Here is a 13454-nt window from a genome sequence, read left to right as displayed (position 1 = left end):
TCGCCCTGAAACCCTACGGAGCCCTATTATGGACATCTCTGACGTTAATACCAGGCCTACGCGTCGGCGCTATTTAACCCTGCTGATGATTTTTATTACCGTGGTGATTTGCTATGTCGACCGCGCCAACCTGGCGGTGGCCTCGGCACATATTCAGGAAGAGTTTGGCATCAGCAAAGCGCAGATGGGCTACGTCTTCTCGGCCTTTGCATGGCTGTATACCCTGTGCCAGATTCCCGGCGGCTGGTTCCTTGACCGCGTCGGTTCGCGCCTGACCTATTTCATCGCCATCTTCGGCTGGTCGGTGGCGACGCTGCTGCAAGGCTTTGCCAGCGGATTAATGTCGCTGATTGGCCTGCGCGCGATTACCGGTATCTTTGAAGCGCCGGCGTTCCCGACCAATAATCGCCTGGTGACCAGCTGGTTCCCGGAGCAGGAGCGTGCTTCAGCCGTGGGTTTTTACACTTCAGGGCAGTTTGTCGGCCTGGCATTTCTGACGCCGCTGCTGATCTGGATCCAGGAGATACTGAGCTGGCACTGGGTGTTTATCATTACCGGCGGCATCGGCATTATCTGGTCATTTGTCTGGATCAAAGTCTACCAGGCTCCGCGCAAAAGCCAGGGTATCAACCAGGCCGAGCTGGAGTACATTCGCGACGGCGGGGCGATGATCGACGGCGATGCCCCCTCAGAGAAGAAAAACCGCGTTAAAATGACGGCGGCTGACTGGAAGCTGGTGTTCCACCGCAAGCTGTGCGGCGTTTACCTCGGGCAGTTTGCCGTGACCTCGACGCTGTGGTTTTTCCTCACCTGGTTCCCTAACTATTTGACCCAGGAGAAACATATTGCGGCACTTACCGCTGGCTTTATGACGACCGTGCCGTTCCTCGCTGCCTTTTTCGGGGTGATCCTCTCCGGCATTGTCGCCGACCGTCTGGTGCGCAGCGGCCGCTCGTTGGGCTTTGCGCGTAAAACGCCGATCATCTGCGGGCTGCTGATCTCCACCTGCATTATGGGCGCCAACTACACCAACGATCCGGTTTGGATCATGGTACTGATGGCGGTGGCGTTCTTCGGCAACGGCTTTGCTTCAATCACCTGGTCGCTGGTCTCTTCGCTGGCGCCGGTGCGTCTGATTGGTTTAACCGGTGGGGTATTCAACTTTATTGGCGGGCTGGGTGGCATCACCGTGCCGCTGGTGGTGGGCTATCTGGCGCAGGATTATGGCTTCTCCCCGGCGCTGATCTATATCTCGGTGGTGGCGCTGATTGGTGCGCTCTCCTACATCCTGCTGGTCGGTGACGTGAAGCGCGTCGGTTAATTGCGATACGGTAAACAACGGGTCGGGCGTGCCCGTCCCCTACGGTTGTAGCATCACGGAAAACAACGGGTCGGGCGTGCCCGATCCCTACGGTTGCAGCATCACGGAAAACAGCGGGTCGGGGATGCCTGACGCCTGTCGATAGCAGCATCACGTAAAACAACGGGTTGGGCGTGCCCGCCCCCCATGGTAGCAGCATCCGGGTTCAGGTAGGGGTCAGGCATGCCTGACCCGCTGTGGTGTTATTCGGCCGGTTTCACGTGCTGGTCAATATGGCCAAGGTCGCGCTCGGGGAAGCAAACGGCGCGCAGGCGGCGTTTGATCTCGGCGGCATCGGGAAAACCGTTATCAGTTTTGCGGTCCCAGATTATCTGGTCGTGGATGGCAATCTGGTAAACACCTCCGGTGCCGGGTATCAGCGTAACCGAGCCAAGGTCGGTGCTAAAGGTGTGCAGCAGCTCCTGCGCCATCCAGCTGGCGCGCAGCATCCAGTTGCACTGGGAGCAGTAGGTGATAGTGACAGCAGGCAGAGTCTTCATTATTCATCTCCTCACATTAGGGGCGGCACTACTTTCCTGCGCCAGCCATAAACATTCTTACCGCACAGGCGGTCATCTCGCTGACCCGCTTCACGCTTAGCGGCGGCGCGTTGCGCTGGTAAATGCGGATCTCAATTTCTGCAGTCAGCAGGGCGAGGAACTGCAGCGCACGGATCTGCGGGTCGCCCATGCGCAGCACGCCGCTGTCCATCGCGCTGGAGAACAGTCGCGCCAGCCGTTCAATGCTCTCACGCGGCCCTGATTCGTAAAACAGCATTCCCATCTCCGAATGACCGGCTTCAGCCACCACCATGCGGTATACCGCCAGCGCGGTGTTGTTGGTGGTCATCACCTGCAGCATCTGCTCACCGAACAGCTGCAGCTTCTCGGTCAGCGACAGGCCTTTGCTGACGGAGGTATCCAGCGCACAGGCGGCGTCGGTCAGGTGCTGCGTCGCATAGGTGCGGATCACCGCGCTAAACAGCTCCTCTTTCGAGGGGAAATAGTTATACAGCGTGGTTTTCGAGCCACCCAGCCGCTTCGCCAGCTCATTCATTGAGGCGCGTTCATACCCCATTTCCTGGAAGAGCTGAGCGGCAGCTTCCACAATCGCCTCACGGCGGGCTTCCGTTTTGACTTTCATCGCACCTCCCGCGAAAAATAAACCCGAGTGTACATTTTATTGACAAAAAAATCCTGCCAAGGCATAAATAAACCGTACAGTACGGTACATTTATGAGGTTTAATGATGATTAACCAGCACCGGGGATTTCGCACCACACTGATTCTGCTCTCACTGGCGTTAGCCGGCTGTGCAGGCACCCAGCCGTCGCGCTATGCGGGGCTAGCTTCCGCTGAGCAACTGCAGGCAAACAGCGGCGATGATGGTTATCGCCAGCCCTGGCGCACCGCGCGTCAGGTCGACTGGAGCAAATATACCGAGGTGACGATCGATCCTGTCATCGTTTATCAGGGGGCCGACAACCAGTTTGGCGATATGGACAGTGCCGACCGTCAGGAGCTGGCCAGCTACTTGCAGCAAAGGGTGCAGCAGGCGCTGAAAGGGCGCTTTAGCTTTACGCAGCAGCCTTCGCCGCGGGCAATACGCATCCGGCTGACGCTAACCGGAGCCGAAACGACTACGCCGGTGCTGGGCACCTTCACCAAGTTTGATCTGGCGGGCGGGCCTTACAATATCGTCCAGGCCGTACGCGGCCGCGAAGGGCTGATGAACGGGTCCGCCAGCTACGCGGTGGAGATTTATCAGGCGGATAATCAGCAGCTGCTGGCGGCGTACGTCACTAAGCAGTATCCGAACGCGATGAACGTCGGGGCAAGTTTTGGTTCACTCTCTGCGGCAAAAACCGGCATTGATAAGGGGGCAGACCAGCTGCTGGCGATGTTGAAATAACCCCGCGCCCACACCAGGAAAAGACAAGGCGGCCACAGAGCCGCCAGTTTTCCAAATGCTCATTCCTGCACACCTTTCCCCGATTTCTTCTTTGTCCTTACGATACGGCTTTGATATTGCTGTGGTTTAACTCTGACACAGCATAGGTTAGCCGCAATGGAAATTTACTGGTATCTCACCGCCCCTGATGGCCCTCAGCCGTGGAACGCCGCCGGCAGCTATAACATCGATTATGCCTGGTTCCAGCGGGTGGCGCGCGGTATTGACCGTCTGGGTTTTCACGGTGCGCTGCTGGCGACGGGGGCGCACGATCCGTGGATTATCGGTGCATCGCTGATCTCTGCCACCGAGCGCATGAAGTTTCTGATTGCCATCCAGCCAGGGCTGATCTCCCCGACGCTGCTGGCGAAAATGGCAGTAACCTTTAACCAGTTCTCGAAAGGGAGGGTGCTGCTGAACGTGGTGAGCGGTGATAAAAATACCCTTGGCGCCTACGGTATGCACCTGGAACACGACCAGCGTTATGCGCTGAGCGATGAGTTTCTTACCGTGCTGAAACCGCTGCTGGCCGGGCAGTCGGTGGATTTCCATGGCGACCATCTTGATATCGACAAGGCGAAGCTGGCGTTGGGCAACGGCGGCTATCCGCCTCCGGCACTGTGGTTTGGCGGCTCATCTGAAGCGGCGCAGGACGTCGCGGCTAAGCATATTGATACCTATCTCTCCTGGGGAGAAACCCCGCCGCAGGCCGCAGAGAAAATCGCGACGGTGAAGCAGCGGGCAGCAGCTTACCAGCGCACGCTACGCTTTGGCATTCGCCTGTATGTCATCGTGCGCGACAGCGACGAGGCCGCATGGCAGGCGGTAGACGAGCTGTATCAGTCGATGGATGAGCAGGCGATCGCTGCCCGCCGGGCGCTGGCGGCGGGGTCGGACTCCATCGGCCAGGCACGCATGAGCGTGCTGCACAATGACGCCCGCCCCGACGACCCGCGCGAGCTGGAGATCTACCCCGGGCTGTGGGCGGGCATCGGTCTGGTGCGTCCGGGTCCGGGCACGGCGATTGTCGGCAGCCCGCAAACGGTGGAACGCACGCTGAAAGCTTATCAGCAGGCTGGCGTCGAGGTGTTTATTCTCTCCGGCTTCCCGCTGCTGGAGGAGGCCGAGCGCTTCAGCGAGCTGGTGCTGCCGCGCCTGCAGCTGGACGACAATGCGGTCACGGCAGCGGCGGACGACGCGGGCAATACCTTTACCTGGAGCAATCTGTGGGACCGCCCGATTAGCCAGACGGAGGAGCGCTGATGAGCTTACGTATCGGCAGCCATCCCAATAACCTCTCGCTGTTTATTCTGCGCCAGCGCGGCGTGCTGGAAGCGGCGATAAGCGGCGTGCGCTGGGTGGACTATCTGCACGGCGGCGACAGCGCGGCGATGCTGACCGACCGGCGGCTGGACGTGGCGGGGACCGGCTCAACGCCGCCGATCTACGCTCAGGGTAACGGTCTGGATGTGGCCTATCTCGCCGCCTCTCCCGATCGTGCCGCCAACTGTGCGCTGTTGGCGATGAAGGAGGGCGCCAGGCAAAGCGTGCGCGACCTGCGCGGCGCGCGCATTGCCTGTATGAAAGGCTCGTTTACCGACCATTTTCTCGCCCGCCTGCTGCTCCGGCAGCAGCTGACGCTGGGTGACGTCACGCTGGTGGACCTCAACGGCAGCGATGCCGCGCGTGCGCTGCGCGAAGGGCGGGTGGATCTGTGGGCCGCTATCGATCCCTGGCTAACTGCCGCCCGGGATGCTAAAAAGGTGCGCTGTCTCGCTCAGGTCGGCGAGGTGATCCGCAATCGTTCGCTGTTCTGGTGCTGCGCCAGCTGGCTCAGCCAGCATCCGCAGCAGGCAACGCAGCTGCTGGAAGTGCTCAGCGATAATGACCGCTGGATTGCTGAAAACAGCCTGCAGGCGGCCAGACTGCTGCATCAGCATCTGCCGGGTGCGCTGAGCGAAAGCCACTGGCTGGCAACCCTACGCGCCCGCCCGTGGGGCATTCAGCGCGTTGCACCAGCCCTGCTGGCGGAGCAGCAGCAGCAGGCCGACGATCTGCTGGCCGCCGGATTTATCACCCAGCCGTTGACGATTGGCGTTGCGGCAGAATACGGAGTACAGGCATGAAGAAGGGAGTGCTGCGCGTGCTGGTTGCCGCGTCGTTAGGCATCACGCTGGCGGCTCAGGCTGCCGACCCGGTCACGCTGCGGATTGGCTTTTTACGTGCGCCGACCGACCTGGCGCTGGCGCGGGAAAACGGCAGCCTGGAAAAGGCGCTGGCCGCGCATAACGTTAAATTGCAGTGGTCGGGGACGTTCTCCTCAGCCGCGCCCGCCTATGAAGCGATGAACGCCGGGTCGATCGATATCACCACCGGCAGCTCAACCGCGTTTGTCACCGCCATCGCTGCCGGGCTGCCGCTGGTGTTCTTCGGCTATCAGGCGATGTCGCCCGATGGCGAAGGTATTGTGGTCCGTAAAGAGTCGCCGCTGAAAACGCTGGCCGACCTGCGCGGGAAAAAGGTGGCGGTGAATAAGGGCGGCACCGGGGAGTATCTGCTGTCGCGCGCGCTGCAAAGCGCCGGGATGAAAGAGAGCGACGTGCAGAAAGAGTACCTGACGCCGACCGACAGCGGCAGCGCCTTTGTCGGCGGCCATGTTGATGCATGGGCCGTATGGGACCCGTTCCTGTCGCTGGCGCGCCAGAGCTACGATGGCCGCCTGCTGACCAACGGCAAACAGCTTGGCTCGGAAAATGCGGTGGGCTATTTTGTCACCACCTCGTTTTATCAGCAGCACCCGGAAGTGGTGAAGATATTCTGGGAGGTGATGAAGCAGCAGAATGCCTGGGCGAAGCAGCACCCGCATGAGGCCGGGAAAATCTGGGCGCAGCAGATGGGGCGCCTCGGGGACGGGCTGGGCGACCAGCTGGGCGCAGTGAATACCGTGCCGCTCTCCCCGGTCGGCGCAGCGCAGCGCCAGCATATTCAGCACGTTGCCGAGTGGTATCTGCAGCAGGGGCTGATCAAAGCCATCCCGGATATCAACGCCCATTCCGTAGAGCTGTAAAGCGAAGCGACCGGAAAAAATGGTCGCGACCAGGGTTTTATGGCAATGTAGGGGCGGACCATTTGTTGCGGTCCGCCCTTAAATAATCTGCTGTATCAACCGTACGGAGCCTGGCGCATGACACGTATGACGGCAAAAGATTTCCCCCCCGAACTACTCGAGTATTTCGATTTCTACGTCCACGGCAAAATCAGCAAGCGCGAATTCCTTGATATCGCGGCGAAATTTGTCGTTGGTGGTCTGTCGGCCGCCGCGCTCGGCACATTGCTGACGCCCAATTATGCTTATGCTCAGCAGGTGGAGTTCACCGATCCTGACATTCTCGCGGAATATATTCACTATCCGTCACCGCAGGGGCACGGCAGCGTAAAAGGCTACCTGGTGCGCCCGGCCAACGCCAGTGGCAAGGTGCCGGGCGTGGTGGTGGTGCATGAAAACCGTGGCCTGAATCCGTATATCGAAGATGTGGCGCGCCGCGTGGCCAAGGCCGGATTTATCGCGCTGGCCCCGGACGGGCTAAGTTCGGTCGGCGGCTATCCCGGTAATGACGAGAAGGGGCGCGAGCTGCAGCAGCAGATCGACCCGACTAAGTTGATGAACGACTTTTTCGCCGCGATTGAATTTCTGATGCAGCATCAACCCGGCACCGGCAAAGTGGGCATTACCGGCTTCTGCTACGGCGGCGGGGTGGCCAATGCTGCAGCTGTCGCCTATCCCGAGCTGGCGGCGGCCGTGCCGTTTTATGGCCGTCAGCCTAAAACGGAAGACGTGGCGAAGATTAAAGCGCCGCTGCTGCTGCACTATGCCGAGCTGGATACGCGCATCACCGAAGGCTGGCCGCCTTACGAAGCGGCGCTGAAAGAGCATCACAAGATTTACGAGGGCTACGTGTACAAAGGGGTCAACCACGGCTTCCATAACGACTCAACTCCGCGTTATGACAAAGCCGCCGCTGATCTGGCGTGGGAAAGAACCCTGGCGTGGTTTAACAAGTACCTGGTTTAAGGTTTGCGGGTCGGCCCCTGCGCCAGCTTCGACCACCGTTCCTGTGGGGGCCGACCCTCTTTTTCGGTCGGCCCGTCAGGGCAGAGGGGGATAACGCAACGCATCAATCATACGGGCAAACGCCGAGGTGTGCTGTTTGCGGCTCGGGTAATAGAGGTAATAACCGGGAAACGGTTCGCTCCAGTCGGTGAGCACGCGCTCCAGCTCCCCACGGGCGATCTGTTCGCTGACCCAGTCTTCCGGTACGAACGCCAGCCCCATCCCCTCAACCGCTGCTTCAATACGCGGCTCCAGGTTATTAAATATCAGCTGGCCCTCCACGCGCACGCGTATCTCCCGATCGCCTTTTTTAAACTCCCAGGCATATAAACCGCCCATAGTCGGCAGGCGCATATTAATACAGCTGTGCTGCTGCAGATCCTGTGGAACCTGCGGCCGACCGTGGCGGGCGAAATAGTCCGGCGAGCCGACCACCGCCATGCTCCAGTCCGGGCCGATGCGCACCGCAATCATATCCTTCGCCACGGATTCCCCCAGCCTGACACCAGCGTCAAAGCGCCCGCTCACGATATCGGTCAGCGTATTGTCGACAATAATCTCCACTTTGACGTCCGGGTACTGTTTGATAAACGGCTTCAGTGACGGCCAGATCGCCGATTTCACCGCATGTTCCCCGGCGGTGAGGCGAATATTGCCGGCCGGTTTATCACGCATTTCGGTAATGGCGATCAGCTCGGATTCAATTTCCGTCAGGCGCGGGCCGATAGCGTTGATCAGCTGTTCGCCCGCTTCGGTCGGGGCCACACTGCGCGTGGTACGGGTTAACAAGCGCAGCGCCAGCCGCTCCTCCAGCGCGCGGATTGAGTGGCTGAGTGCCGACTGGGAAACGCCAAGCTTGGCCGCAGCCTTGGTAAAGCTGCGTTCCCGCGCCACCACCATCAGAGAGATGAGATCGTTGAAATTGTCTTTTAACACGCTGGCCTCACAGGTTTTCGCATTAATTAAAGCTCCCTTCTGCGCCAAACCGGGCAGGGGCCGACCTTCTTTTTAGGTTGGCCCGCCAGGGTGAAATATTAGCCCTGATACTGCTCGTCGCTGACATGTTCGAGCCAGTCTACCACTTTGCCATCTTCGGCTTCGGCGATGGCGATATGGGTCATCGCGCTGTCGGCGCTGGCGCCGTGCCAGTGTTTTACCCCGGGCCGGATCCACACGTTGTCGCCAGCAGAGATCGCCTGTGCTTCTTTACCCCACTCCTGCACCCAACCCTGGCCCGCCGTCACCAGCAGCGTCTGCCCCAGTGGATGCGTATGCCATGCGGTGCGTGCGCCCGGGGTAAAGGTCACGGTTGCGCCGCTCAGACGCGCCGGTTCAGTGGTGGCAAACGGGGAAGCAACGGTAACCGCCCCGGTGAAATAGTCCGCCGGTCCGGCAACGGCCGGTTTGCTGTCTTTTTTTGTAATCTCGATCATCAGTTTGATTCCTTCAGTGTTGAACACCCCTTCATCATAGGCTATTGCACACGGCGGATTGAGTGCGTCTGGCTTATAGAAGTGGTGAGCTGAACTCATTAATGGCGCGTGCTCTGGCGAGTAGTATGCGCCAGTCCCCGGTGATTAATGAGCTGAACTGATAAGCGCATGCGCCTGAGCACTATAGTGTGTTGGCGCGGGCGTGACTACCATCAGGACTCGTTCATATCAGGAGAACCACATGCAAAAGCGACAACTCGGTAACAGCGGACTGGAGGTTTCAGCACTCGGCTTAGGCTGTATGGGTCTGAGTTTTGGCTATGGCCCAGCGACCGATAAGCAGCAGGCTATAAAGCTGATCCGTTCGGCGGTGGAGCAGGGGGTCACCTTCTTTGATACTGCCGAAGTGTACGGCCCGTTCACCAATGAAACGCTGCTCGGCGAGGCGCTGGCCCCGATGCGTGACCAGGTAACGATCGCCACCAAGTTCGGCTTTGATCTGCCCCAGCCGGATAACAGCCAGGTACTCAACAGCCAGCCGCAGCATATCCGCCAAGCGGTGGAAGGATCGCTAAAGCGTCTCAATATTGAATGCATCGACCTGCTGTATCAGCACCGCACCGACCCTAACGTGCCGATTGAAGAGGTGGCCGGTACGGTTAAGCAGCTGATCGCCGAAGGGAAAGTAAAACATTTTGGCCTGTCCGAAGCCGGGGCACAGACCATCCGCCGTGCGCACGCGGTGCAGCCGGTGACTGCGCTGCAAAGTGAATACTCAATGTGGTGGCGCCAGCCGGAGAAAGAGATCCTGCCGCTGCTGGCCGAGCTGGGTATCGGCTTTGTGCCGTTCAGTCCGCTGGGTAAAGGCTTCCTCACCGGGGCGATCAACGACAGCACCACCTTTGCCAGCGATGACTTCCGTAATAAGGTGCCGCGTTTTGCTGCCGAAGCACGCAAAGCCAATCAGAAACTGGTCGACAGGCTGGGGCAGATTGCCACTGAGAAGGGCGTTACTCCGGCACAGATTGCGCTGGCGTGGCTGCTGGCGCAGCAGCCGTGGATTGTACCCATCCCCGGCACGACCAAACTGCAGCGGCTGGAGGAGAACCTCAATGCGGCAAAAGTGACGCTCGATCCCGCCGATCTGGCGGCGATCAACAGCGCGCTGGTTGAGATCGAAGTCACCGGAGATCGTTACCCCGCCGATCTGATGAAGCGCGTCGGCAACTAAACCCGTCCGCGGAACTCGCTGCGGTAGCGGGCCGGGGAGGTATTAAACTGCGCTTTAAAATGGCGGCGCAGAGCAATGGCGGATGGAAATCCGCTGTGCTGCGCCACCAGCTCAATCGGCTGGTCGGTTTTTTCCAGAAAACGCTGCGCTACCGCCAGCCGCTGATTCAGCAGCCAGACATTAAAGCTGGTGCCGCTGGTCTGCTGAAAACGGCGGGTAAAGCTGCGGCGGCTCATGCAGGCGTGGTCCGCCAGCATATCCAGCGTTAATGGCTGCTGCAGGTTCTCGGTTGCCCAGCTGAGTGACGATAAAAAGTTATCCCCGCCTTTGGTGTTATACACCGGCTGCTCAACGTACTGCGCCTGCCCACCCTGACGGTGAGGGGGGACCACCAGCAGGCGCGCCACGCTGTTAGCGCTATCCGCCCCACAATGTTTACGCACCAGGTGCAGGCAGCAGTCGATGCTGGCTGCGGTGCCCGCCGAAGTGACAATATCCTCTTCATCGATATAGAGTACGTCGCGGTCAATATCGACCTGCGGATAGCGGCTGAGAAAGTCATCCATCCAGCGCCAGTGCGTGGTGGCGCGACGGCCATTCAGCAGGCCCGCAGCTGCCAGCACAAAGGCCCCGAGGCACAGCCCGACGACGGTAGCTCCACGCTGATGTGCCTTGCGCAGCGCCGCCAGCAGGACTTCAGGGGGGAGCTCGTCCGGTTTACTCCAGCTGGGCACCACCACAATATCCGCTGAATCCAGCGCGTCTAATCCCCGCTCCGCAACAATGGAAAACCCTGCATTGGTGCGCAGCACGCCCGGCGTGGTGGCGCACACGGTTAGCTGAAAAACAGGGCTGCCATCCGGCTGTAGCGCCTTCTCAAATACCGCGCAGGGCACGGAGAGATGGAAAGGAATGATGTCGTCAAACACCACAATCCCTATGTTAATCGCCATGAACCTTCTCCTGTAATCAACCTGGCCCAAAACGATCGTTTTTGGGTATCCGCGCCTCTCTTCAACATGCCGTTTCAGGAGGATACTTGCCGCCATCACTTGATGAGTGAAAAGCAAACTAACCTGAAAATGAGAGAAAGGAAATAACATGAAAACATTATTCACCTCCGCTGCCCTGGTATTAGCCATGATGGCTTCCGGCGCTGCTGTTGCCGCTGACACCATAAACGCCAGCAAGGCTCCGACTATCCGTACCATGAGCGGCGCGACATCCATCAAGCAGCTGACTGCCAAACAGACCGCGCTGGTGGTTATCGACATTCAGAATGAATACTTTGACGGTAAAATGCCGATCCCCGACGGCATGAAAGCCCTGAAGCAGTCACGCAAACTGGTCGATTTTGCGCATAAAAAAGGGATGCTGGTGATCTTCGTGCGTCATGAAGGCCCGGCGGACGGCCCGCTGTTTGCCAAAGGCAGCCACTTTGCAGAGTTCCATAAAGACCTGCAGCCGGGCAAAGGTGACATTGTGATCACCAAAGCCACTCCCAGCTCATTTGTTGGCACCGACCTTGATGCGCAGCTGAAAAAACTGGGCATCAAAGATTTGATTGTCACCGGACTGATGACCCATATGTGTGTCTCTTCCACCGCCCGCGATGCTGTGCCATTAGGTTATCAGGTGATTATTCCGGAAGATGCAACTGCCACTCGTAGCCTGGCGACCTGGGATAATAGCGTCGTCGACAGCAAGGATCTGCAGCGTGCCGCGCTGGCAGGCGTTGCGGACGTATTCGCCGAGATCAAAACCACCCAGCAGGTTCTCGATATGCGGGTAATTAACTAATCCCCTTTGTGAGCCTGTCTATAATCAGACAGGCCACTAATTGAACACGCTTACAGGAAAATAACATGACCACATTATCTGCTACTGCAAGCCAGGCACCCAGCATCCGCACCATGAGCGGCGCCACGGCTATTAACCAACTGACGGCCAACGAGACTGCGCTGATCGTTATCGATATCCAGAATGAATATTTTGACGGCAAAATGCCGATCGCCGACGGCATGAAAGTCTTAACGCAGTCGCGCAAGCTGGTTGATTTCGCCCATGCCCACGCGATGCCGGTATTTTTCGTTCGCCACGAAGGCCCGGCGGACGGCCCACTGTTTGCTAAAGACCACTTTTTGTCTGAGTTTCACCCGGAGTTGCTGCCGGTTGAGGGCGATATCACGATTACCAAACCGACCCCAAGTTCGTTCGTCGGCACCGATCTGGATGCGCAGCTGAAAGCGAAAGGAATTAAAACGCTGATCGTATGCGGCCTGATGACCCACATGTGCGTCTCATCTACCGCGCGTGACGCCGTGCCGCTGGGCTATGAGGTCATTATCCCGCAAGATGCTACCGCCACGCGCAGCCTGGCGACCTGGGATAACAACGTTGTCGACAGCAAGGATCTGCAGCGTGCTGCCCTGGCCGCCGTCGCAGACGTGTTCGCCGAGATCAAAACTACCCAGCAGGTGCTTGATCTGCCCGTCAGCCGTTAACGGTGGGCGCAGGCCTGCAGACAGCGCTGAAGTGTACTGCTACAGCCGCTGCGACTGTCACGGTCGCAGCGACTGTTTTCGATATAGCACTGTTGCTGGCAGCCGCTGCTGTCGGCAGTCGCGACCCGCAGCGGCAGCAGCGCGCTGAGCAGTACCAGGATTAGCAGTGGCATGATGATTCCCCGATGAGATACCCTTGATATGATCGTAATGCAAAAAATCCATCAGGGTGGAAATCAATGAACAATATTGTCCCGGTTGAACTGGAAAAGGCCTACCGCCTGATTAATCACGGCCCGACCATCCTTGTTTCAGCGCGCGCAGGCGGCACGGAAGATGTGATGGCAGCGGCCTGGGCCTGCGGGCTGGATTTCTCGCCGTCAAAGCTGACGGTAGTGATCGACAAAATCGCCAAAACCCGGCAGCTGGTAGAGGAGAGCGGGCTGTTTGTGATTCAGGTTCCGACCGTCGCACAGATCAATCTTACCCATGCGGTTGGCACGCGCAGCCTGTTTAACGAACCCGATAAGCTGGCCAACTGCGGCGTGGAGCTGTTCAGCTTCGACGGCTACGACCTGCCGTTTGTACGCGGCTGTTCCGCGTGGCTGGCCTGCCGGCTGATCCCCGAACCTCATATTCAGAACACTTATGATCTGTTTATCGCTGAAGTGGTGGGCGCATGGGCCGACAGCCGGGTATTCAGCGAAGGTCACTGGCATTTTGACCAGGCCGACCCCGCACTGCGCAGCCTGCACTACGTGGCAGGCGGGCAGTTCTATGCCACGGGCGAGTCGTTGAACGTGCTGGAAGGTTGAATCAGCGCGGGGGATCGCGGGTCAGGCAGGCCTGACCCCTACGTTAACCC

At 59.0% G+C, this 13454-nt stretch carries 16 protein-coding genes; 10 read left to right on the top strand and 6 right to left on the bottom strand.

Going from position 1 to position 13454, the window contains the following annotated elements:
* Positions 1-28 precede the first annotated feature (28 nt).
* Positions 29-1321 (top strand): MFS transporter, encoded by a 1293-nt coding sequence (locus ACLI4M_RS21155; protein ID WP_048918007.1) that lies wholly within the window; start codon positions 29-31, stop codon positions 1319-1321.
* 242 nt (positions 1322-1563) lie between these two features.
* Here the strand turns inward: ACLI4M_RS21155 and ACLI4M_RS21150 are convergent, their stop codons facing one another.
* Both ACLI4M_RS21150 and ACLI4M_RS21145 read right to left on the bottom strand, forming a co-directional pair.
* Complete coding sequence (locus ACLI4M_RS21150) at positions 1564-1860, bottom strand: SelT/SelW/SelH family protein (RefSeq protein WP_048918006.1); 297 nt, start codon at positions 1858-1860, stop codon at positions 1564-1566.
* 28 nt (positions 1861-1888) lie between these two features.
* On the bottom strand, positions 1889-2503 hold the full coding sequence (locus ACLI4M_RS21145) for a TetR/AcrR family transcriptional regulator (RefSeq protein WP_048918005.1): 615 nt from the start codon (positions 2501-2503) through the stop codon (positions 1889-1891).
* A gap of 105 nt (positions 2504-2608) precedes the next feature.
* Between ACLI4M_RS21145 and ACLI4M_RS21140 the strand changes: the two genes are divergently transcribed.
* From ACLI4M_RS21140 to yghX, 5 genes are all read left to right on the top strand, one after another.
* Positions 2609-3271, top strand: coding sequence for a DUF3313 domain-containing protein (locus tag ACLI4M_RS21140; protein WP_133625069.1), 663 nt, complete (start codon positions 2609-2611; stop codon positions 3269-3271).
* Positions 3272-3427: 156 nt separating this feature from the next.
* Positions 3428-4573: an LLM class flavin-dependent oxidoreductase gene (locus ACLI4M_RS21135; RefSeq protein ID WP_133623599.1), complete on the top strand. Its 1146-nt coding sequence runs from the start codon at positions 3428-3430 to the stop codon at positions 4571-4573.
* Positions 4573-5436, top strand: coding sequence for an ABC transporter substrate-binding protein (locus ACLI4M_RS21130; RefSeq protein ID WP_133623600.1), 864 nt, complete (start codon positions 4573-4575; stop codon positions 5434-5436). Before ACLI4M_RS21135 ends, ACLI4M_RS21130 begins: the two co-directional genes overlap by 1 nt.
* On the top strand, positions 5433-6377 hold the full coding sequence (locus ACLI4M_RS21125) for an aliphatic sulfonate ABC transporter substrate-binding protein (protein ID WP_133623601.1): 945 nt from the start codon (positions 5433-5435) through the stop codon (positions 6375-6377). The genes ACLI4M_RS21130 and ACLI4M_RS21125 overlap by 4 nt, the downstream gene beginning before the upstream one ends.
* Before the next feature lie 117 nt (positions 6378-6494).
* Positions 6495-7382 carry a YghX family hydrolase gene (gene yghX / locus ACLI4M_RS21120; protein WP_048918002.1) on the top strand — a complete coding sequence of 296 codons (888 nt, stop codon included), beginning with the start codon at positions 6495-6497 and terminating at the stop codon, positions 7380-7382.
* 75 nt (positions 7383-7457) lie between these two features.
* On the opposite strand, the gene ACLI4M_RS21115 is transcribed toward yghX, so the two are convergent.
* Positions 7458-8357: a LysR substrate-binding domain-containing protein gene (locus ACLI4M_RS21115; protein ID WP_133623602.1), complete on the bottom strand. Its 900-nt coding sequence runs from the start codon at positions 8355-8357 to the stop codon at positions 7458-7460.
* A gap of 98 nt (positions 8358-8455) precedes the next feature.
* On the bottom strand, positions 8456-8854 hold the full coding sequence (locus ACLI4M_RS21110) for a (R)-mandelonitrile lyase (RefSeq protein ID WP_133623603.1): 399 nt from the start codon (positions 8852-8854) through the stop codon (positions 8456-8458).
* A gap of 241 nt (positions 8855-9095) precedes the next feature.
* Here ACLI4M_RS21110 and ACLI4M_RS21105 point away from each other — a divergent pair, with 241 nt between their 5' ends.
* A complete protein-coding gene (locus ACLI4M_RS21105; protein WP_133623604.1) occupies positions 9096-10085 on the top strand; it encodes an aldo/keto reductase in 990 nt (329 codons plus the stop codon).
* On the opposite strand, the gene ACLI4M_RS21100 is transcribed toward ACLI4M_RS21105, so the two are convergent.
* Positions 10082-11038: a GlxA family transcriptional regulator gene (locus ACLI4M_RS21100; RefSeq protein WP_099753829.1), complete on the bottom strand. Its 957-nt coding sequence runs from the start codon at positions 11036-11038 to the stop codon at positions 10082-10084. The genes ACLI4M_RS21105 and ACLI4M_RS21100 overlap by 4 nt on opposite strands.
* Before the next feature lie 148 nt (positions 11039-11186).
* Between ACLI4M_RS21100 and ACLI4M_RS21095 the strand changes: the two genes are divergently transcribed.
* Together ACLI4M_RS21095 and ACLI4M_RS21090 are read left to right on the top strand one after the other, a co-directional pair.
* Positions 11187-11885 (top strand): cysteine hydrolase family protein, encoded by a 699-nt coding sequence (locus ACLI4M_RS21095; protein ID WP_133623605.1) that lies wholly within the window; start codon positions 11187-11189, stop codon positions 11883-11885.
* A gap of 65 nt (positions 11886-11950) precedes the next feature.
* A complete protein-coding gene (locus ACLI4M_RS21090) occupies positions 11951-12589 on the top strand; it encodes a cysteine hydrolase family protein (protein WP_133623606.1) in 639 nt (212 codons plus the stop codon).
* Here ACLI4M_RS21090 and ACLI4M_RS21085 read toward each other — a convergent pair.
* Entirely contained in the window at positions 12586-12762 is a 177-nt protein-coding gene (locus tag ACLI4M_RS21085) for a hypothetical protein (protein WP_166643178.1), read from the bottom strand. The genes ACLI4M_RS21090 and ACLI4M_RS21085 overlap by 4 nt on opposite strands.
* Before the next feature lie 66 nt (positions 12763-12828).
* On the opposite strand from ACLI4M_RS21085, the gene ACLI4M_RS21080 reads away from it, so the two are divergent.
* Positions 12829-13404, top strand: coding sequence for a flavin reductase family protein (locus tag ACLI4M_RS21080; protein ID WP_048917997.1), 576 nt, complete (start codon positions 12829-12831; stop codon positions 13402-13404).
* Positions 13405-13454 lie beyond the last annotated feature (50 nt).

The sequence above is a fragment of the Erwinia sp. LJJL01 genome (genome assembly GCF_047300805.2).
Taxonomy (GTDB): domain Bacteria; phylum Pseudomonadota; class Gammaproteobacteria; order Enterobacterales; family Enterobacteriaceae; genus Erwinia; species Erwinia aphidicola.
Note: the sequence above shows the minus strand (reverse complement) of the source record. Positions and strands in the feature narration are given on the sequence as shown.

Excerpts from the sequence above, each read along its gene's own strand:
- ACLI4M_RS21155 (WP_048918007.1), top strand. The coding sequence starts at position 29 with ATGGACATCTCTGACGTTAATACCAGGCCTACGCGTCGGCGCTATTTA.
- ACLI4M_RS21150 (WP_048918006.1), bottom strand. The coding sequence starts at position 1,860 with ATGAAGACTCTGCCTGCTGTCACTATCACCTACTGCTCCCAGTGCAAC.
- ACLI4M_RS21145 (WP_048918005.1), bottom strand. The coding sequence starts at position 2,503 with ATGAAAGTCAAAACGGAAGCCCGCCGTGAGGCGATTGTGGAAGCTGCC.
- ACLI4M_RS21140 (WP_133625069.1), top strand. The coding sequence starts at position 2,609 with ATGATTAACCAGCACCGGGGATTTCGCACCACACTGATTCTGCTCTCA.
- ACLI4M_RS21135 (WP_133623599.1), top strand. The coding sequence starts at position 3,428 with ATGGAAATTTACTGGTATCTCACCGCCCCTGATGGCCCTCAGCCGTGG.
- ACLI4M_RS21130 (WP_133623600.1), top strand. The coding sequence starts at position 4,573 with ATGAGCTTACGTATCGGCAGCCATCCCAATAACCTCTCGCTGTTTATT.
- ACLI4M_RS21125 (WP_133623601.1), top strand. The coding sequence starts at position 5,433 with ATGAAGAAGGGAGTGCTGCGCGTGCTGGTTGCCGCGTCGTTAGGCATC.
- yghX (WP_048918002.1), top strand. The coding sequence starts at position 6,495 with ATGACACGTATGACGGCAAAAGATTTCCCCCCCGAACTACTCGAGTAT.
- ACLI4M_RS21110 (WP_133623603.1), bottom strand. The coding sequence starts at position 8,854 with ATGATCGAGATTACAAAAAAAGACAGCAAACCGGCCGTTGCCGGACCG.
- ACLI4M_RS21105 (WP_133623604.1), top strand. The coding sequence starts at position 9,096 with ATGCAAAAGCGACAACTCGGTAACAGCGGACTGGAGGTTTCAGCACTC.
- ACLI4M_RS21100 (WP_099753829.1), bottom strand. The coding sequence starts at position 11,038 with ATGGCGATTAACATAGGGATTGTGGTGTTTGACGACATCATTCCTTTC.
- ACLI4M_RS21095 (WP_133623605.1), top strand. The coding sequence starts at position 11,187 with ATGAAAACATTATTCACCTCCGCTGCCCTGGTATTAGCCATGATGGCT.
- ACLI4M_RS21090 (WP_133623606.1), top strand. The coding sequence starts at position 11,951 with ATGACCACATTATCTGCTACTGCAAGCCAGGCACCCAGCATCCGCACC.
- ACLI4M_RS21085 (WP_166643178.1), bottom strand. The coding sequence starts at position 12,762 with ATGCCACTGCTAATCCTGGTACTGCTCAGCGCGCTGCTGCCGCTGCGG.
- ACLI4M_RS21080 (WP_048917997.1), top strand. The coding sequence starts at position 12,829 with ATGAACAATATTGTCCCGGTTGAACTGGAAAAGGCCTACCGCCTGATT.